Source organism: Pseudoalteromonas sp. AWM4_233 (assembly GCF_056158285.1).
In genome coordinates, this window is record NZ_JBSWSZ010000001.1 from 2,183,680 (window position 1) to 2,204,781 (window position 21,102).

Here is a 21,102-nt window from a genome sequence, read left to right on the forward strand (position 1 = left end):
TATTAATACTGGTTAGATTAATACAGACAATAAAAAAGCCTTACATTTGTAAGGCTTTTTTTATTTGTTTAACACTAAGTTGCTAGAAGCGATACGATAATCCGAGCTGAAGATCTGAGACAGACTCAGGCTCTAAATTAAAGTGACTATAATCAAGTTGAACGCTGAGAGAGTCAGTCAATGCATAACTCATCCCAATACCATAATATAAGTCTGTGCCATTCATCTCACTTTTAATAAGTTGGTTGTTTCTTACGCTTTCTACTTTGTATTGCCATTTATAAGCACCTAAGAAAGCGCCTACTCGAGCATGACCAAACGTTAAGAAATTATATTTGGCTTGAAGTGCAAACCCTTCAGAAAAACTCGGCACTTGTTCAGCGACGCTCTGGTGGACTGAATCCGGCGTTAGAGACACCCCTTTAAAAGAGACTCTTCCTTGCCCTAAATCGATATAGCGTAATGAAGTAGACCAATCGGAAGTAAGTTGATAATAGACGCCAGCTGACCAACTATTACTGCTGTCATCAACCATGACTTCTGTGACGCCATCTACGTTTGTCATTGAGTAATCAGCTTTCGCTTGCCCGACCCCAGCTTCTACCCCCCAATCAGATGCCATCGTTTCAGAACTAATTAAACAACTAGATGTAATTAACGCAAAGCTTGGAAGCAATGCCTTCCTTCTTCTCATTAATAAAATTGAAATCATTATGATAACTACCCCTCCTAGGCTACCTGATGATTTATTTTCAATGGCGACACTTTGGTGGGCTGCGACAGTAACGCGCGCCTCACCTTGAGAAACTGCGCCTTTACTGTCTTTTAAGGTGTACTTGATAACATCAATACCATTAAAACCAATTTTTGGTACATACGTAAGTGTACCGTTGAGGTTGATCTGTGCTTCACCATGCTGAGCATTTGCACTGACAAGCGTTAACTCATCTCCATCTTTATCTGTGTCATTTGCTAAAACATCTATAGTGATGCTTGCTTTATCATTTGTACTTGCAATATCAAGCACTGCGGTGGGTGCATTATTGACAATCAAGTTCACTGTCGCTGTGCTATTAGAAGTACCACCTTTACCATCTGAAATACTGTATTGGATAATTGCTTGACCAATCAAATCAGTTGGTGGCGTGTAAACCAGCTTATTATCTTCAATAATCACAGAGCCGAAATCGACGCTCGCTCCAGTAATTGTTAGCGCATCATTATCAGCATCACTGTCATTATTCAATACATCAATGATAATTGCTTCACCTGAACGAATTGTTACTTCATCAGACTGAGCTTGTGGTAAGTTATTGCTGGTTTTAGGTACTGCAATACCACCAGGATCAACCACAGCTCTGTTAGCAATACCGTCATCATCGTTTGGTCCACCGTCAACAATCTGCAATTGCACACACCAGTCACCTTCAGTTAACCCCTCAGTCCATTCATTACTACCTGGAGGAGGACAGTAACCCGGTTCCCCTGTTGCTGAGAGAATTTGGTTGCCATTGCCACTGACAAAATCAATCCATCCATCTGCTTTTAATTTACGGTAAACAGCATTGAGTGGTATTGGTCTTCTTTGCGGAATTACAATGCTGTACGTATCACCTGCTTGCGGTAAGCCAGTTGCAATAAAGTCAAATAAGCCACCTATATTGATTGCACTTTCATCACTTGGTAGTTCATTTTCTAGCAGTTGTACACCGCCTGTACTGTTTTGAGCAACGGTTGCACCTTTACGTAAACAAACTCCCGGTTCACCTTCTACTAAGAATTGGTTTGACTCTGTCGCCTGCTCTTGCATCACATTACAGTCAGCAATAGCATCTTGGAAATCAGGAATACCATCACCATCCGAGTCAACATAACCTTCTTGATCGTCTGGTATAAGGTCTCCATCAGTATCTTCCTGAGTCAGTGACTGAAGTTCAGCCACAACCTCGAGATAAACCTCACTCACTGAAGAAAGGCTTGGATCAGCATCATCTGTTGCTGTCACTGTTAATTGATAGATACCTTCAGCCAATTCAGACGTGCTGAAAACAAAGGTATTTTGCTCTGTGCTCAGGTTAGTAAGCTCACTGCCTTCTACATTCCACGCAAGAGAAACATTATCTTGTGGATTTGCATCTTTAGCAGTCGCTGTCACGGTCACCAAATCATCATTAATTGTTAACAATGAACGGACTTCACCGGCTTGAACAACTTCAGTTATGACGGTCGGTGCAACATTCTCCTCGACTATGGTCACTGTAGTAGATGATTTAGCCCCTTTATTTAACGCATCGCCAAGCGTAATAATAATACTTTCATTACCTTCAACCTCACTGTCAGCGAACACGTTAAAACTAATTTGCGCTGAAGTACCTGACTCTATCGATATTTGACCATCAACCAAGTCATGATCTGAACTATTTGCGGTACCAGAAACAGTATATGGCACTGTCACAGGGTAACTCGGTGCGGGACCATTGAGGAAGACACTCACAGTGTGATTCTGATCTTCAGCCACATCACTGTTTTTCTCTAATGAAACAAGCGGATTCACAAACACATTTTGAGTCGCGATTGATTGTAGCCCTTGACTGTCTGTTGCCTGCCAGTAAACAAAGTGAGCTCCAGGCGCGAATAGTGTTGTCCCATCAACCAAAGATACTGCGATACTGTTCCCATTGCTGTCTGAGGCTGTGGCTGTTCCTAATGCAACTTTTGTGAATAAACCAGTCGCATTGGCTGTTACATCAGCCGGTACTGAAACCACAGGTAGTGTATTGACCGGTGCTGAATTTATTTGCAATTGAGCAGTAGCTTTACTGCGTGCTTTTTGGCTGTCCTCAATTAAGTAATCAATCACGATTAAGCCTTGCGTCTCAGCTTCAGCTTGATATGACAGCTCGCTATCAACAATAGAAACCGCCCCCACCGAAGCTTTAGCACCAATTATCGTTAGCAAATCACCTTCATCAGCATCCGTGTCATTGGCCAATACATCAAGCGTATACGTGTTATTAGCCTGCGACTCGAAGATAAAGCTATCATTCACTGCAAGTGGCAAATCATTCACTGCATTAACTGTGATATTCACTACGCCTGCCGAAGAGTCTAAGCTACCGTCATTCGCGATATAGCTGAAGCTATCTAAGCCGTTGAAGTTACTAAATGGTGTATACGTAAATATGCTGCCTTGAAGCACCAATGTACCGCTTACAGGCTGACGTGATATCGATATAGTCACCGTATCACCATCCTCATCGGATGTATCAGCCGTGAAACTAGTTGTACCATCTTCATTCACCGATATCGCCATGTCATTGGCTACTGGCTGATTATTCACAAACTGAACTTCAATATCGAAGGAATTTAATGCAGCTTGAGCGTCACCATCACTGACACTTATTACAATGTTGCTGTAAACTCCTTCATCTTCTCTGCTTGGTGTACCTGACAATGTACCTGTTGCGGTATCAAATTCAGCCCAAGTAGGTTGATTGCTGATTGAAAATGTAAGTGTGTCATTTTCTACATCTGTTGCTTGTGGCGTAAAGCTGTATAAATTATTGTGAACGACTGTGGTTTCTGGTGAGCCAGAGATGACAGGCGTATCATTCACAGCATTTATCGTTAGCGTGACCGTTGCAATATTTGAGTCTAAAGTTCCATCATTTGCCATAAAGCTGAAACTATCTGAGCCGTTGAAGTTTGCATTTGGTGTGTAAAGCCAAGTGGTCTCTGTTTGTTGCTCTAACGTTCCCGAACTCACATCCGATACAATACTGTAGGTTAGCGTATCAGCATCAATGTCTGTTCCGCTGAGTGTAACTAACAGAGTTTCATCTTCATTGAGTGTTAATGCTTGCGCCGCAACTTCAGGGGCATCATTAATAGGTGTGACGCTCAATAAAACTGTCGCTTCGTTTGATACTGCACCAGCTTGGTCTTTTACCGTATAATTGAAGCTATCATCGCCGAAATAATTGGTATTCGCAGTATAAATGATAGTTCCTTCAGCTGTGACTTCTGCCTGACCGTTTTGGGGAGCACTGACAACTGTCACGCTACTTACATCAAAACTGTCTCCTTCATCCACATCCGTGTCATTACCCAGAACATTGATTTCGAAAGTACCTTCTTCTTGCAATTCAACGCTGTTATCCACGGCAATAGGTGCATCATTGACTGGAGTTAGTGTTACAGAGACTGTTGCAGGCAACGAAGTTAGACCTTCGCTATCTGTCAGTGTGTAAGTGAAACTAAAGGTCCCCGTTTGATCTTGGTTTGGTACTATTTCTAATGTGCCATCAGCCAAAGCTGAAACACTGGCTTTAGAATATATACCTGAACCATTACCCTGATCTTCCAAGGTAATATTTGCACCATTGAAGCCCTGATCTTCCACGTCAGAGTCATTCGAAAGAATATTTAAAGTAACAGTCACATCTTCATCAGTCGTGACTGAATCATCACCTACCACTGGACGGTCATTGATTGCGCCAATGTTTACGCTTACCGTTGCAGGAGAAGAAACTAACCCTTCATTATCCGCAATCGTATAAGTGAAGCTATCTTCACCGACCTCGTTAGAGTTTGGCGTATAAACCACTGTGCCAGCATCTTGGTCAAACACAACTGAGCCAATATTTGGCTCACTCACTAACGTTATAGTCCCTGTCGGTATGCCCTCTTCAACATCTGTGGCTGCTGCTCGAATATCAAGTGCAGTAGAAGTTGTATCTTCATCAGTGCTTATGGTCAGATTTGCAGCCACTGGTGCATCATTGACAGGTGTTATCATCACAACAACTGTTGCCTGTTCAGATACATTTAATCCTGTGTCAGCGACCGTATATGTAAAGCTATCCTGTCCATTTTCATTGCTAGAAGGCGTATAAGTCGCAATACCATTAACAATACTCACTGTGCCTTTAGTTGGTTTAGTGACAACGACCGTCGATGCCGCGTTCATATCACCTTCGGCATCGCTATCATTTTCCAGTAAATCTATCTGAACAGCAGTATCTTCATTGGTCGTGGCACTGTCATCCTGAGTAATTGGGGCATCTGCAACCGGATTAATAGACAATGAAACCGTATGGGCACCTGAACTCGCATTTTGTGCGTCAGTCACTTCGAAGGTAAAGCTATCACTGGTGCTTTCACCGCCATCATGTTGATAGCTAAAGCTTCCGTCAGTATTCAGTGTTAATTGACCATGCTTTGGTTGAGTAATCGCTGTTACTGAAAGACTATCGTTACTGTCTAAGTCATCATCATTTGCGGTACTTAATAAGCCCAAAATTTCGGTAACGGTTAACAACTGGCCTTCATCAAGGCTAAACGTGTAGTCTTGAGCTGTTGGCGCATCATTGGTATTTATCACCTCAAGGTTAAAGGTATTCAATGATTGGGAAACCGTGCCATCACTTACGGTGATCACTATCTGCTCTTGCGACCCCACATTGGCATCTGTAGGAGTACCAGATAAAACGCCCGTTGTAGGATCAAAGTTAGCCCAACTCGGTTTATTGTTGATAGAGAAAGTTAGCACATCACCTACATCTACGTCTGATGCAGAAGGTGTAAAGCTGTAAAGCGAATCCTCATTCACACTTGTTGCAGGTGTTCCGCTTATAACAGGCGCGTCATTGGTGTTGATTACGCTTAAAGAGAAAGCATCTAACGAAACCGATATTGCACCATCGCTTACTGAAATGACGATATCATTACTACTACCCACATCTGCGTTGACAGGTGTACCTGATAGTGTGCCTGTTTGTTCATCAAAACTTGCCCAATTAGGCTTATTCGAAATGCTGAATGTTAGGCTATCGCCATCAATATCTGATGCCGAAGGTGTGAAACTGTATGCACTGTCTTCATTTACAGAAGTGCTTGGCGTCCCAGCAATTACCGGTGCGTCATTGACATTAACCACGGTAACGTTAAATGCATCGAGACTAACTTCTTCTGTCCCATCGCTAACGCTTATCACAATACCTTGATAAACACCCACATCACTATTACCCGGCGTCCCACTGATAGCTCCCGTTGAGGTTGAGAAACTAGCCCATGAAGGTAAGTTTGTTACACTGAAAGTGAGGGTGTCTCCCACATCCACATCAGATGCAGTTGGCACAAAACTATAAGCTGTATCTTCATCGATACTGCTCGATGGTATGCCTGATATCACTGGCGTATCATTAGTATTAACCACCGTGATAGAGAATGGTGTAAGTTCAGTGGTTTCTGTACCATCGTTAACACTAATAGTAATGTCTGAAGCCGTGCCTACATGATCGTTTTCAGGCGTACCAGAAAGCGTACCTGTTTGAGAATCGAAGTTTGCCCAACTAGGTTGATTCGTAATACTGAATGTCAGTGTATCCTCAGAATCAACATCGTTTGCTACAGGCGTGAAACTGTACGTGGTGTCTTCATCAACACTGCTTGCAGGTGTGCCCGATATCGTTGGTGCATCATTGGTGTTAACCACTGTGATATCAAACGACGTCAAGCTGGCAGTTTCAGTGCCATCAGTAACACTGATCTCAACGCCTTGATAAGTTCCGACATCATCATTAGATGGCGTGCCTGATAAAGTACCAGTACTGGTATCAAAACTTGCCCATTGAGGCATATTTTGAATACTAAATGTGAGGGTGTCGCCGTCTACATCACTAGCTGTTGGCGTAAAGCTATAAGTGCTATCTTCATCTACTGTCGTAGCCGGTGAACCAGAAATAACCGGTGTGTCATTCACCGGAGTGACTGTCATAGTAACAGTGGCTTCATTAGACACCGCCCCCGCCGCATCCGACACTGTATAAGTAAATGTGTCTTCACCTGCGAAGTTTTCATTTGGTGTATAAACAATCGCACCTGCTGAAGTGATCTGAGTTTGACCACTGCTTGGAGCTTGAACAACCGTTACACTTGAGACATCAAAACTATCGTTTTCATCAACATCAGTATCATTACCTAATACGTTGACTTCAAACGAGCCTTCTTCAGCCACTTCTGCAGTGTTTGCGACTGCCACTGGCGCATCATTGACTGGTGTCAAACTAACTGTAACTGTTGCAGGATCAGACGTTAAACCTTCACTGTCAGTTAAGGTATAAGTGAAGCTAAACGATCCATTTTCATCTTGCTTAGGTGAAATCTGCAGACGACCGTCTGTTAGAATACTGACATCCGCTTTGGTATAAGTTCCAGCACCGTTACCTTGATCTTCAAGAGTGATATTTGCACCATTAAAGCCCTGATCCTCAACATCAGAATCATTATCAAGAACAGATAAAGTTACATTCACATCTTCATCTGTGGTAACACTGTCATTGGCAACAATCGGTTTGTCATTCACTGCGCCTATTGTTACTGACACAGTGGCTGGCTCTGAAGTGCTGCCCTCACTGTCTGTAATTGTATAAGTAAAAGTATCTGAGCCAGTTTCATTTGCATTAGGTGTATAAACCAAAGTGCCTGCATTTTGATCAATCGCCACACTGCCTTTCGATGGTTGAGAAGCGAGGGCAATATCGCCTGAAGGTGTGCCGTCTTCAACATCACTTGAGCCAGCGCGAACCGCAATTGCATCACTAACGTTGTCTTCATCAATTGAAGTCGTAAAGTTTTGCACTGTGGGTTGGTCGTTGACCGCCGTAATTGTAATGTTCACGGTAGCTTCGGCCGATGTATTCAACGCTGCATCTTTCACCGTATAAGTGAAAGAGTCTTGCCCATTTTCATTTGCATTAGGTGTATAAGTTACTACACCATTTACAATACTGACCGAGCCTTTACTTGGTTGAGTTGCAATTGCCGCAGATGAGGCCACCATATCATTTTCAGGATCGCTGTCGTTACTTAACACATTAAAAGTAACAGCCTCATCTTCATTGGTTGTTTGCGTATCGTTCACCGTTGTAGGTGCATCAGCTACCGGGGTGATCGTTAACGTTACAGTTTGAGTGGATGATGTAGCATTACTGCTATCAACAACTTGATAAGTAAAGCTATCGCTGTGATTTTCACTGCCATCATGAATATAAGTGAAGCTACCATCTGTGTTCAATGTTAGTTGGCCATACTGGGGCTGGTTTACAGCATTCGCTGTTAAGGTGTCTCCGCTATCTTTATCGTCATCAGAAGCCGTACTTAAAACACCACTAGCCGCTGTCACGGTCAATGTCGCCTCTTCATTCAACGTAAAAGTATAGTCCTGCCCAACCGGAGCATCATTAGTGTTTATAACTTCAATACTAAATGCCGTAAGATCTGCCGAGTCTGTGCCATCGTTTACCGTTATAGTGATGTCAGATGAGGTACCAACATCAGAATCCGAAGGTGTACCAGATAGTTTACCCGTTTGACTGTCAAATAACGCCCAACTCGGTTTGTTTGTAATACTAAATGTATGAGTATCGTTAGAATCAGAATCAGTGAGTGTTGGAGTAAAATTGTATTCAGAGTCTTCGTTTACCGATGTAGCAGGAGAACCCGATAACACTGGGGCAACGTTATACTTTTTAGTTACCGTATCTGTTATTGCTTGCGCACTATTGCCCGCAGAGTCAGTGACAGTAACAGAAAGGGTTAATGTACCTTCATTTAAATTAGTGACATCTAAGTTGTCTAAAGATGCTGTTGAAGCTGTTATATTAGTTGAGCTTTGACTCGATACAGTGCTTACATCATCGGTAATTGAGTAAGTGAATGAACCAGAACCTTCTAAGCCGCTTAGGCTAAAACTCAATGCAGATTCATTGCTCTTATTAATAACACTTTGGTCAATTGAGACAGATTGCCCGGAAGGAGCTTTTGTATCAATTGTAATTGAAAGCTGATTAGAAGCTGAGTTTGAGTTTCCTGCTGCATCTGTAAATGCTCCAGCATTAACATTAAGCAAAGCAGAGCCTTCTATATCGCTTGAGGGAGTGAAAGTTGCCGAGTAAGAAGATCCACTGCCTGAAAAATCAGATAAATTACCATTTGTTGCTGCTATATCTTGAATCGTAAAATCAGAGCTAGACTCACTCAAAACAATTGTGACTTGAGAAGTTTCACCTGATTTTAAAGACAGTGATGATGCATTAAATGTTGTTACAGATGGGACTACACTATCTACGAGTACACTTGATGTTGCGCCTACGCTATTCAGCGTCAGTGTTAAATCATTACCGGCTGCATCTTTAAGCGTGCCGCTATTTGTGCTCAGCGCACCAACTGAAATACCATCGCTATCGACTAGACCGCTTTCAACTGTGTATCTGAATGTCAGTGCACTACTGCCACTACCGCTGACATAGGTCGCATTTTTTGTACTACTGCCCACGGTAATCGCAATGCTTGGTGTGCCATTAGTGGTATCGACCGTCACATTCTCACTGGTATTGACGGTAAATTCTAGGTTTTCTCCTGCAATATACGTGTCATTACTAGGCACACTCACGCTTGAAACGGTGGGTGCAATACTATCTACCAGTACGCTTGATGTGGCGCCTACGCTATTCAGCGTCAGTGTTAAATCATTACCTGCTGCATCTTTAAGCGTGCCGCTATTTGTGCTCAACGCACCAACTGAAATACCGTCACTATCAACTAGACCACTTTCAACTGTATATCTGAACGTGAGTGCACTACTGCCACTACCGCTGACATAGGTCGCATTTTTTGTAGTACTACCCACGGTAATAGCAATGCTTGGTGTACCTCCAGTGGTATTGACCGTCACATTCTCACTGGTGTTGACCGTGAACTCTAGGTTTTCTCCTGCAATATACGTGTCATTACTAGGCACACTCACGCTTGAAACGGTGGGTGCAATACTATCTACCAGTACGCTTGATGTTGCGCCTACGCTATTCAGCGTCAGTGTTAAATCATTACCTGCTGCATCTTTAAGCGTGCCGCTATTTGTGCTCAGCGCACCAACTGAAATACCATCGCTATCAACTAGACCACTTTCAACTGTATATCTGAACGTGAGTGCACTACTGCCACTACCACCGACATACGTCGCATTTTTTGTAGTACTGCCCACGGTAATGGCAATACTCGGGGTGCCACTGGTAGTGTCGACCGTCACATTCTCACTGGTGTTGACCGTGAACTCTAGGTTTTCTCCTGCAATATACGTGTCATTACTAGGCACACTCACGCTTGAAACGGTGGGTGCAATACTATCTACCAGTACGCTTGATGTTGCGCCTACGCTATTCAGCGTCAGTGTTAAATCATTACCTGCTGTATCTTTAAGCGTGCCGCTATTTGTGCTCAGCGCACCAACTGAAATACCATCACTATCGACTAGACCACTTTCAACTGTATATCTGAATGTCAGTGCACTGCTGCCACTGCCGCTGACATAGGTGGCATTTTTTGTACTACCGCCCACGGTAATGGCAATACTCGGTGTGCCACTGGTGGTGTCGACCGTCACATTTTCGCTGGTATTGACCGTGAACTCTAGGTTTTCTCCTGCAATATACGTGTCATTACTAGGCACACTCACGCTTGAAACGGTGGGTGCAATACTATCTACCAGTACGCTTGATGTTGCGCCTACGCTATTCAGCGTCAGTGTTAAATCATTACCGGCTGCATCTTTAAGCGTGCCGCTATTTGTGCTCAGCGCACCAACTGAAATACCATCGCTATCAACTAGACCACTTTCAACTGTATATCTGAATGTGAGTGCACTGCTGCCACTGCCGCTGACATAGGTCGCATTTTTTGTAGTACTGCCCACGGTAATGGCAATACTCGGTGTGCCACTGGTGGTGTCGACCGTCACATTTTCGCTGGTATTGACCGTGAACTCTAGGTTTTCTCCTGCAATATACGTGTCATTACTAGGCACACTCACGCTTGAAACGGTGGGTGCAATACTATCTACCAGTACGTTTGATGTTGCGCCTACGCTATTCAGCGTCAGTGTTAAATCATTACCTGCTGCATCTTTAAGCGTGCCGCTATTTGTGCTCAACGCACCAACTGAAATACCGTCACTATCAACTAGACCACTTTCAACTGTATATCTGAACGTGAGTGCACTACTGCCACTACCGCTGACATAGGTCGCATTTTTTGTGGTACTGCCCACGGTAATGGCAATGCTTGGTGTGCCTCCAGTGGTATTGACCGTCACATTTTCACTGGTATTAACGGTGAATTCTAGGTTTTCTCCGGCAACATATGTGTCATTACTTGGCACACTCACGCTTGACACTGTCGGAACTACAGCATCAATAATTAAGGCTTTATTCGCACCCAATGAGTTAGCTGCACCAGGCGTTGCTAAGGTTAAGGTTGCGGCATTACCTGCTGTATCATTGATTGTGCCACTATTTAAGGATAAGGAACTCGTGGCGGTATAATCTAAATCCGCACTTTCATCTCCTGATTGTACGGTGTAAGTAAAGCTGAGCGTATCAGTACCAGAGCCTGATGCATAACTTGCGGCCCTATCTGTGACACCTGTTTCTAATAACAAAGATGGCGTGCCTGTAACATTGACTGATTCAGACAAGGTGACTGATAATGTGATTGTGTCTCCTGCTTTATATGACCCATCTGCGTTGCTTGAGGTCACATTGGTGATCGTTGGCACTGCGCTATCAACCAAAATGTTGCTCGTTGCGCCGACACTATTTAGCGTTAATGTTAAGTTATTTCCTACAGAATCCTTGAGCGTGCCACTATTTGTGCTCAGCGCACCAACTGAAATACCATCACTATCGACTAGACCACTTTCAACTGTATATCTGAATGTCAGTGCACTGCTGCCACTGCCGCTGACATAGGTGGCATTTTTTGTACTACCGCCCACGGTAATGGCAATACTCGGTGTGCCACTGGTGGTGTCGACCGTCACATTTTCGCTGGTATTGACCGTGAACTCTAGGTTTTCTCCTGCAATATACGTGTCATTACTAGGCACACTCACGCTTGAAACGGTGGGTGCAATACTATCTACCAGTACGCTTGATGTTGCGCCTACGCTATTCAGCGTCAGTGTTAAATCATTACCGGCTGCATCTTTAAGCGTGCCGCTATTTGTGCTCAGCGCACCAACTGAAATACCATCGCTATCAACTAGACCACTTTCAACTGTATATCTGAATGTGAGTGCACTGCTGCCACTGCCGCTGACATAGGTCGCATTTTTTGTAGTACTGCCCACGGTAATGGCAATACTCGGTGTGCCACTGGTGGTGTCGACCGTCACATTCTCACTGGTATTGACGGTAAATTCGAGATTTTCTCCTGCAATATACGTGTCATTACTAGGCACACTCACGCTTGAAACGGTGGGTGCAATACTATCTACCAGTACGTTTGATGTTGCGCCTACGCTATTCAGCGTCAGTGTTAAATCATTACCTGCTGCATCTTTAAGCGTGCCGCTATTTGTGCTCAGCGCACCAACTGAAATACCGTCACTATCAACTAGACCACTTTCAACTGTATATCTGAACGTGAGTGCACTACTGCCACTACCGCTGACATAGGTCGCATTTTTTGTGGTACTGCCCACGGTAATGGCAATGCTTGGTGTGCCTCCAGTGGTATTGACCGTCACATTTTCACTGGTATTAACGGTGAATTCTAGGTTTTCTCCGGCAACATATGTGTCATTACTTGGCACACTCACGCTTGACACTGTCGGAACTACAGCATCAATAATTAAGGCTTTATTCGCACCCAATGAGTTAGCTGCACCAGGCGTTGCTAAGGTTAAGGTTGCGGCATTACCTGCTGTATCATTGATTGTGCCACTATTTAAGGATAAGGAACTCGTGGCGGTATAATCTAAATCCGCACTTTCATCTCCTGATTGTACGGTGTAAGTAAAGCTGAGCGTATCAGTACCAGAGCCTGATGCATAACTTGCGGCCCTATCTGTGACACCTGTTTCTAATAACAAAGATGGCGTGCCTGTAACATTGACTGATTCAGACAAGGTGACTGATAATGTGATTGTGTCTCCTGCTTTATATGACCCATCTGCGTTGCTTGAGGTCACATTGGTGATCGTTGGCACTGCGCTATCAACCAAAATGTTGCTCGTTGCGCCGACACTATTTAGCGTTAATGTTAAGTTATTTCCTACAGAATCCTTGAGCGTGCCACTATTTGTGCTCAGCGCACCAACTGAAATACCATCACTATCGACTAGACCACTTTCAACTGTATATCTGAATGTGAGTGCACTGCTGCCACTGCCGCTAACATAAGTCGCATTTTTTGTACTACCGCCCACGGTAATGGCAATACTCGGTGTGCCACTGGTGGTGTCGACCGTCACATTTTCGCTGGTGTTGACCGTGAACTCTAGGTTTTCTCCTGCAATATACGTGTCATTACTAGGCACACTCACGCTTGAAACGGTGGGTGCAATACTATCTATCAGTACGCTTGATGTTGCGCCTACGCTATTCAGCGTCAGTGTTAAATCATTACCTGCTGCATCTTTAAGCGTGCCGCTATTTGTGCTCAGCGCACCAACTGAAATACCATCGCTATCGACTAGACCGCTTTCAACTGTGTATCTGAATGTCAGTGCACTACTGCCACTACCGCTGACATAGGTCGCATTTTTTGTAGTACTGCCCACGGTAATCGCAATGCTTGGTGTGCCATTAGTGGTATCGACCGTCACATTCTCACTGGTATTGACGGTAAATTCGAGATTTTCTCCTGCAATATACGTGTCATTACTAGGCACACTCACGCTTGAAACGGTGGGTGCAATACTATCTACCAGTACGTTTGATGTTGCGCCTACGCTATTCAGCGTCAGTGTTAAATCATTACCTGCTGCATCTTTAAGCGTGCCGCTATTTGTGCTCAACGCACCAACTGAAATACCATCGCTATCAGCTAGACCACTTTCAACTGTATATCTGAACGTGAGTGCATTACTGCCACTACCGCTGACGTAGGTCGCATTTTTTGTGGTACTACCCACGGTAATAGCAATGCTTGGTGTGCCTCCAGTGGTATTGACCGTCACATTTTCGCTAGTGTTGACCGTGAACTCAAGGTTTTCACCTGCAATATACGTGTCGTTACTTGGCACACTCACGCTTGACACTGTTGGTGCTACAGCATCAATGATGATGGCTTTATTTGCCCCCAATGAGTTAGTTGCTCCTGGCATTGCTAGAGTTAATGTTGCGGCATTACCTGCAGCATCATTGATTGTGCCGCTATTTAAAGATAAGGAGGTCGAGGATTTATAATCTAAATCAGCACTTTCATCACCTGACTGCACGGTATAAGTAAAGCTGAGCGTATCAGTACCAGAACCAGATACATAACTTGCTTCTCTATCGGTTACCCCAGTTTCTAATGATAAAGACGGCGTGCCAGTAACATTGACTGACTCAGAAAAAGCAACTGACAATGTTATGGTGTCACCTGCATTATATGAGCCATCTGCATTGCTTGAGCTAACATTGCTGATCGTTGGCAATGCGCTATCAACCAAAATGTTGCTCGTTGCGCCGACACTATTTAGCGTTAATGTTAAGCTATTTCCTACAGAATCCTTGAGCGTGCCGCTATTTGTACTCAGCGCACCAACTGAAATACCATCACTATCGACTAGACCACTTTCAACTGTATATCTGAACGTGAGTGCACTGCTGCCACTGCCGCTGACATAGGTGGCATTTTTTGTACTACCGCCCACGGTAATGGCAATACTCGGTGTGCCACTGGTAGTGTCGACCGTCACATTTTCGCTGGTGTTGACCGTGAACTCTAGGTTTTCTCCTGCAATATACGTGTCATTACTAGGCACACTCACGCTTGAAACGGTGGGTGCAATACTATCGACCAGTACGCTTGATGTTGCGCCTACGCTATTCAGCGTCAGTGTTAAATCATTACCGGCTGCATCTTTAAGCGTACCGCTATTTGTGCTCAGCGCACCAACTGAAATACCATCGCTATCGACTAGACCGCTTTCAACTGTGTATCTGAATGTCAGTGCACTACTGCCACTACCGCTGACATAGGTCGCATTTTTTGTAGTACTGCCCACGGTAATCGCAATGCTTGGTGTGCCATTAGTGGTATCGACCGTCACATTCTCACTGGTATTGACCGTGAACTCTAGGTTTTCTCCTGCGATATACGTGTCATTACTAGGCACACTCACGCTTGAAACGGTGGGTGCAATACTATCTACCAGTACGTTTGATGTTGCGCCTACGCTATTCAGCGTCAGTGTTAAATCATTACCTGCTGCATCTTTAAGCGTGCCGCTATTTGTGCTCAACGCACCAACTGAAATACCATCGCTATCAGCTAGACCACTTTCAACTGTATATCTGAACGTGAGTGCATTACTGCCACTACCGCTGACGTAGGTCGCATTTTTTGTAGTACTGCCCACGGTAATGGCAATACTCGGTGTGCCACTGGTAGTGTCGACCGTCACATTTTCACTGGTATTAACGGTGAATTCTAGGTTTTCTCCGGCAACATACGTGTCATTACTTGGCACTCCTACGCTAGAGACGGTTGGTGCAGTCGTATCAACGCCTGTACCATTAAGGTTTATTGTGTAAGTGCCTTCGTCACTATCTGTATTGTTAATTGTAGCAGTGCCTGATTTACTTCCAGTGCTCACTGGGGAAAAAGCAACTACAAATGTACAACTGCTCGTATTGTTTTTGTTTAAGGTTTGACTAGGTGATGAACATCCTCTTGAAGATAAAGTGAAACCATCACTAGATGTCACTGCAATAGAATTAACCGTTAAATCTGCCCCGCCCGTCTCTTCTATGGTAAAGGTTTTAGTTGAAGAAGCGCCAACTTCAATATTACCAAAATTAATAGTCCCACTATTACTAACATCGCTACCGCCCTCTTTTATATTAATCTCAGGACTGCTTAGACTAGGACATGTTGCAGCATTGTAATACTGACCGTTGAACGTCGAAGTACACTCAGTACGAGATATAGATGTAGTACACTGATTATTATCTCCACGGCGACATGATCCGAGAGCAAACCGCTTATTGGTGCCCTTGGCTAGAATCGTCTCAGTTTTTTGAACCGACTTATTGGTTAGCAACCCCTGTTGTTGTAAAAACTTTAGCGTGTCTTGTTTTGTTTTTTGTCTGACGAGGTGGTTAAAGTCAACGTCAACCTTTTGATCTGGTTTTTTAGGTATTTTTACTGTCACCAGTGAAGCTGCAATACTATTTGTTTTTTCTGCGGCTGTGGTTTTTTTTATACTCTCAGAGGAGCTTTGTTGAATCGCACTTTCAACATTTGCATACGTAGGTGCGCCCACAATAACCGCAGGGATAACCGTTGCGAGTAGCGTTTTATTAACGGGTATATCAAAGAGCATGAGCTAATTCCTCAGAGAAATAAAATAAATGGCTAGCGATAGCTTGAGCGCTTTCAACTAAATACGGTGAGCCATAGGGGATCACCGCAATGTCATAAATTTGTGTCACTTCACCATCAAAATGTAGGTGGGCTATCTGTTCACCGGTGGCCTTGTTTAAAATCCAGATCCCACAAATAGAATTTTCAGCGCCAATACTTTTATCGATGGGCAACTGATAGTCTGTTGCTGGTAACTGACGTTTTACCTCGGATTTTCTGATTGCACTGGTTCCGACTATGAGTAAATCATCTAGCACTTTTATGGCTCGTGTAAAACCAGGTAGCGTGGCTATCACTTCATTATTTCTTGTTTGCAAATTAAAACGATTAATGCTGCCGTGACCCGAATCGCAGAAGTAAACATAACCGTCGTCATATTTTGGCGAATGGGGTAAGGTAAGCTTATCGAGTAGAATTTCATTACTCCTAGTATCTATCAAAGTACCAGTTGCACCATCACGCCATGACTCTTTCGAATCATCTTTACCAAAGGTTGTGACAAACCGAGGGACACCATCTTTCATTGCCATACCATTTAAATGGCAACGATTTTCTGGGGCTATTTTACTGATGAACTCAGGTTTCCAACGAGCGACAAAGCCAAATGTCGCATCAATCGTTGATAAGCAAGAAAAAGAAGAGTTAACAGCCCAAAGGCCCTGATTACCCCAAGCAATATCATGAACATTTATGACCCCAGTTACCAAACTGAATCGCTCACAATATAAGGCGTCGCTTCGTTTAATTGCCTGTACTTGAGCAATGACATCTTGCTGTAATGCCTCATCTATTTGCAATTTTTTAGGCAAGCGCTCTGTTGAGTCTAAATAACCGTTGTCAATGCTATTTTTTGCAGGCTCATTGAGAATAAAATCATGTACACCATTGTAGCTAGAAAGTGTGATCCTTTGAGCATCGGCATAGAGCCCCATCGGTTTATTAACTGACTTCACCTCGCAGTGTAACTGCCCATTACTACCGGAGAGAAGAAAGACTGCATTACTCTGATAGCTACTCACTAAAAGAGAAATATTGAGTGCAGACAAAATGCCCGCAAAATTGTCTGATGCTTTACTAGAGTAGTCTAGGTACAAATCATTTTCAGATAATTTATTCTCATTTACTGCCATTGAAAATACATCCTTATTTTGAGCGCTCTATTTAGTTTATGTGATTATTAAAAAGTTGCTGTCGTAACTCTGACTTTTGTAAACCGCATTGCAGGCTTTTTGCTAAAAAGCCTGTAAAAAATGCTGCCGAGGCTGAAGTGCTAGATGCTGTAATGTATCCAGTTTCATGAATCGACATATGACTAGAAGGAACAAATAAATCTACACAGGGGCCGTAGTTACTGAAAGTACTTAGTTTTTTTTCGCTATTAATGGACCCTATTGTCAGTACTTCGGGTATGAGACTTAACTTATTAGCTAAACAAGCATCTTTAGACCCGTTACCAGCAGCTGTTACAATAAAAACAGTGTTTTTTTGAGCGTGCCAATCTTTTATAAAAGATACGAGTAAGTCACTTTTAAACTCCATTAACCAACTACAATTTACAATGTCTGCATGCATCATTCTGGCGACTGAAAAGCCTAAAATCACAGAAGAAAGTTTACTGCTTGCTTGTTCTATGGCGATAATTTCACTATCAGGCGCGATACCTTCTTCGCCAGTTGAAAAATTTTTAGCAAGGATCACTCCGGCCATTGCCGTACCATGCCCTATGCGTTTATTTGGAATATCACCAATTTCAATCAAGTTATCAGCATCATAATGCAGTAAAACATGTGTATCTCTAAAAGCTTCATGTCTAAAGTCAAAACCATTATCTATCAGAGCGACTCTTACGGAATGAAGTGGCTCTTGGCACTGATTTGGAGAAGGTAAATCGAGCATTGGTAAAGCATTATTTTGTGTGCTTGAGGCTGGCTTGTTAACTTGGCCGAATTCCTTTTTTATGTAATGGTCAGGCTGGACTTGGTCGACGCCTTCAATCGCTTCAAGTTGATTGATCATTTCCTGTAAATTATTAGAAGATGTCTTGATTAAAACTATCTCGTTATTGCTCATTGTGGCAATTGTATTGAATGAATCAACACCTATAACTTGGCTCAGCTGTGTCTTGGCAAAAGGCTTAACAAGAGCAAGCAAGTCACCAGTTAAAATGAAGTTGAGTCCTATATTACTTGCATAAAGGCCTGGTTGGCTTCTAATTGCATATAGTCGGACTTCACTATTAGAATTAGCAAAGGTTATAGTTTGAGCCTTTGGAATTTCGACTAATTGACATGCTGTCAAAAAGAAGACTAAAAAACAGCAAATTAATAAACGCATAAACTGGCTAAACATAATCCTTTATAAATAATTTAACTTACTTAAATAATATGACATTAAAAATAATGTTCTAGAACGACTCATATCAATTAAATATAACAAGCTCCTATAAACATAGGAGCCTGTAAATTAATTTCGAGATGGGTAGATACCAGACAACGCAATGCAAAAGTTAAGTGTCAAGTATGGTTGTGTATTATTATGAGGCATACTTGAACCTGTACTCGAAATAGCATGTTCACTCATTGAAAAATTTGCTGGTGTCGAAGGAGTTGAGCTAAACGTATTTTGCCTACTTATTGTCCCATCACCATCTGAGTCACTCCTGTAAAGGCCGCCAAGCGTTTGCGAAGACCCCTCAGCAGAGTCACCTGGTGCAGAAACGTATACTTGACCATGACTGTGACTAGGCAGTTGGTCAACTGTTAATGACACTTCACTCGAGCCATCTCTCTCTCCAATGTAGTGATAACTTAACCCTGGGCCACTCTCTTGACCTCCCCCTACATGAAGTGGTGCTCGGCCTGATAGGTTTGGAACCGCAAAAGTATTTCTTCCGTCTCCACCATGATAATTTGAAAGAATACTATAGAGCGCCTGATATTGGTAAATCTGTAATAATGCTCCGGTACAACGCGCCCATTCTCTCGGTGCAAAATAAAACCCAAAGCCTTGAATTTGTCCTATGAAAGGATTCGCCATAATCTTTTCCTTAATAAGGGTTGAATATTAATTAATTGATTAATTTCTAGATGGATAAATACCAGTCAAGCAAATTTGAAAGTTCACAGCTGAATAAGGCATCATATTTGGGTGAGATTCATTTTTCCCAGTTGACCCCACCTGACCACTCGCCATAGCAAACACATTATTAAATGGCTGTGTCTCATAAAAAGTGCCGTTCTCATTAGACACATTCGCAAGTATAGAGTTAACAGGAGAGGTACTATTAGCTTGACCACTTGAAGCCTGTAGACAATGAGTATGCACGGGCATATCTACTTCTCTCAATGGGACAGACTCGGAGCCTATTTGCATTCCTATTTGTCGATTTGATAAACCGGGCCCTTGACCTCTTCCCATAGGAATACGTCCCCTCATTTCTGGCAACGCAAAAGTATTAATACCATTCCCTCCATAAGTAGTCCCAAGGAGAGAAAAGAGAGCTTGCTGGTCCGCAATTCCTATAATTTGCCCGTTACATAACGCCCAATTATGAATTGAGAAAGTCCCACCAAACATAATAATTTCACCAGTAAAGTTTTCAGACATAGTGATTCTCCTTAATTTCTAGCTGGATACTCGCCAATTAATGCTATGGCAAAATTAATAACCATACTTGGCTGAATATTAGGATGAGCTTGATTACCACCTGATGATGTTGGTAACCCATTTTCGTTAAGCATTCTCAATTCATTAGTCGATAGATTAGATCTATATAGTGGTGAAGCAGCTTCTGATAAATTTCTAGATTTAATCTGAGCGAAAGTATTGTTATCTCCACGAGGTTTGTCTGCGTCCAAATTGTCACAACCTAACGTATGACTATGAGACGGCATTTGCTGAATAGTAAGAACAACACTTTCGTGCCCTCCAAACTGACCCATTTGAAAATTTGTTTGACCGTAAGGGTCGTGAAGTTCGCCTTGTGAAACCGGCGCTCTTCCCCTAAGATCAGGTACATTAAACTGTTCGTTACCGTCACCGCCAAATTGAACGCCTAACAATGAAAATAATGCATTGTTGCTATTAATTGGAAGAACCTGTCCATCACATAATGCATAGTTAACGGGTGCCCAGCCAAAGCCAAATTGAACTATTTGACCTAAAAATGGGTTTGCCATATGTATTTTCCTTATAAAAATTGCATCTTAAATTAAGAAGTTTTCAATGCTTTCTCTTCAGCTCTTAACTTTTTATCAAAGTTAAAGCAAAATTCGAGCTCTGTTTCACTATTAGGACTGCTAAATAGATCATAAATACCCAGCTCGTTGAAATTAACTCTGTAATAACCTTGAGTTAAAACAACATCTTGTTTGGGACAAACATCTAAGTAAATTACAAATGACTCCCAGCGCTTGCCCTCTGTTTTACCAATAACAACCTCATCAATTTGTGCTTTAAATGACTGATTGTTTGTCAACGACGTGATTTCAATCGTCTTCCCTTCCATTGGCTTAAGTGACTCTAAACTTAACTTAATTAAGCTTTGTGCGAAGTTTATATCACCAATTTCTTGCTGTTCGTTTTCAGACATGATTTATCCTTAATTTTTAAGCGCTTTAATAATCATTCTTAAGTGTTTCGATAACATAATTTAAGCTTGCACAGCAATTTAACAATTACAAATAT

The 21,102-nt window shown here is 42.7% G+C and carries 7 protein-coding genes; all 7 read right to left on the reverse strand.

Annotation, left to right across the window (positions count from 1 at the left end):
• Positions 1-82 precede the first annotated feature (82 nt).
• Positions 83-16,375 (reverse strand): tandem-95 repeat protein, encoded by a 16,293-nt coding sequence (locus ACXAC4_RS09725; protein WP_475160974.1) that lies wholly within the window; start codon positions 16,373-16,375, stop codon positions 83-85.
• Positions 16,365-17,546 (reverse strand): TIGR03032 family protein, encoded by a 1,182-nt coding sequence (locus tag ACXAC4_RS09730; RefSeq protein ID WP_475160976.1) that lies wholly within the window; start codon positions 17,544-17,546, stop codon positions 16,365-16,367. Before ACXAC4_RS09730 ends, ACXAC4_RS09725 begins: the two co-directional genes overlap by 11 nt.
• 31 nt (positions 17,547-17,577) lie before the next feature.
• Positions 17,578-18,750, reverse strand: a complete 1,173-nt coding sequence (locus ACXAC4_RS09735; RefSeq protein ID WP_475160978.1) for a S8 family peptidase — start codon at positions 18,748-18,750, stop codon at positions 17,578-17,580.
• A 129-nt stretch (positions 18,751-18,879) separates the two neighbouring features.
• The gene (locus ACXAC4_RS09740; RefSeq protein WP_475160980.1) at positions 18,880-19,452 is read right to left on the reverse strand and encodes a phage tail protein; all 573 of its coding nucleotides are present in this window, start codon (positions 19,450-19,452) and stop codon (positions 18,880-18,882) included.
• Positions 19,453-19,491: 39 nt separating this feature from the next.
• Positions 19,492-20,022, reverse strand: coding sequence for a phage tail protein (locus ACXAC4_RS09745; protein WP_475160983.1), 531 nt, complete (start codon positions 20,020-20,022; stop codon positions 19,492-19,494).
• 11 nt (positions 20,023-20,033) lie between these two features.
• The gene (locus tag ACXAC4_RS09750; protein WP_475160985.1) at positions 20,034-20,594 is read right to left on the reverse strand and encodes a phage tail protein; all 561 of its coding nucleotides are present in this window, start codon (positions 20,592-20,594) and stop codon (positions 20,034-20,036) included.
• Positions 20,595-20,626: 32 nt separating this feature from the next.
• A complete protein-coding gene (locus ACXAC4_RS09755; RefSeq protein WP_475160987.1) occupies positions 20,627-21,007 on the reverse strand; it encodes a DUF6916 family protein in 381 nt (126 codons plus the stop codon).
• Positions 21,008-21,102 lie beyond the last annotated feature (95 nt).

Bases quoted from the DNA above. Each gene is read 5' to 3' on its own strand.
- ACXAC4_RS09725 (WP_475160974.1), bottom strand. From the start codon at position 16,375: ATGCTCTTTGATATACCCGTTAATAAAACGCTACTCGCAACGGTTATC.
- ACXAC4_RS09730 (WP_475160976.1), bottom strand. From the start codon at position 17,546: ATGGCAGTAAATGAGAATAAATTATCTGAAAATGATTTGTACCTAGAC.
- ACXAC4_RS09735 (WP_475160978.1), bottom strand. From the start codon at position 18,750: ATGCGTTTATTAATTTGCTGTTTTTTAGTCTTCTTTTTGACAGCATGT.
- ACXAC4_RS09740 (WP_475160980.1), bottom strand. From the start codon at position 19,452: ATGGCGAATCCTTTCATAGGACAAATTCAAGGCTTTGGGTTTTATTTT.
- ACXAC4_RS09745 (WP_475160983.1), bottom strand. From the start codon at position 20,022: ATGTCTGAAAACTTTACTGGTGAAATTATTATGTTTGGTGGGACTTTC.
- ACXAC4_RS09750 (WP_475160985.1), bottom strand. From the start codon at position 20,594: ATGGCAAACCCATTTTTAGGTCAAATAGTTCAATTTGGCTTTGGCTGG.
- ACXAC4_RS09755 (WP_475160987.1), bottom strand. From the start codon at position 21,007: ATGTCTGAAAACGAACAGCAAGAAATTGGTGATATAAACTTCGCACAA.